2 pseudogenes are annotated in these 950 nt (G+C 53.6%); both read left to right on the top strand.

Annotated features, from left to right (window positions below):
- A pseudogene (locus tag ACXJMY_RS37945) lies at nucleotides 1-728 on the top strand (hypothetical protein); the annotation flags it as partial.
- A pseudogene (locus ACXJMY_RS37940) lies at nucleotides 725-950 on the top strand (argonaute/piwi family protein); the annotation flags it as partial. The pseudogenes ACXJMY_RS37945 and ACXJMY_RS37940, both read left to right, overlap by 4 nt.

Here is a 950-nt window from a genome sequence, read left to right as displayed (position 1 = left end):
GATTTGTGACCTTTCAATCTGCGGACGAAGTCGCGGCCATTTTCGGTAACATGGGTCGCTTTGTTTTGAAGCATCAAATCCCGCTGACGGAGTTCGTGGAAGCCGGATGTGCCGCAGCAAACATAAAACGGCAGGATGCGTCGAATGTTGTGCACTCGATGCTGCGCCAAGCGTGGAACAAATATTGTCAAAAGCGGGGACTGCTTGAATACCACTACTCAAACGCGGTCGGATTTCACGTAGGGAAAGATCAGACTCCGATAGGCAAGAAAATCGCTTGGGGAACGCAAGGTGAGCGGCGCTCCTCAATGCTTCGAAACATTGCGAAGGGTCACGTTTGGCAATTCGGCGTCTCCGTGATCCCGTCGTTCTGGCCTTTCCCACATTTCAAATTGAAGTCCCGCGTGTTGTTCGCTGCGATTGTGGATGGCGAAGCTGACAGCCCCCTTGACGACGTTAAGAAACAACACCGTTTGCGGCGTACAGTTTGCAAAGGATGGCGAAACAGGCAATGGCATGGACGACTGCTTGCGTTTATGGAGATGCTGTCTGGGGAGCGGTCGGCCATTTTGCTCGAACTCGGTCAAGCCGCGACTATTCGCGTTGAGGCAGCTCCGCTCTTGTTCTCCTCGCCTGTCAGCACTGTTCTTCCAGCTGTCTTGCAAGACGAAGATGAAGAGATCGATCCGTCGACGCTTGGGCGGCCTGAGCCGGAGGAAGAGCCGTGACGAACTTTCCCGAGCGCTCCCTTCAAGTGCTACATTTCAATGAGCCGTTGCTGGAGTTCAATTTTAAGCAAACGACGCCGCATCCGAAGGACGGCCTGTTTCTCTATGGCCCTCACGAGAGGGCAAAGAAAACGAAAGAGGTCCGTGTCGGCGTGATCGGTACCTCGGCGGGCATTAATTATTTTCGTGCGTGGGCAGGTCGATTGAAGAAAGGTATCCTTG

The sequence above is a fragment of the Bradyrhizobium sp. P5_C12 genome (assembly GCF_054049735.1).
The sequence above is the reverse complement of the archived record's forward strand: the minus strand, read 5'-3'. Positions and strand labels throughout refer to the sequence as shown.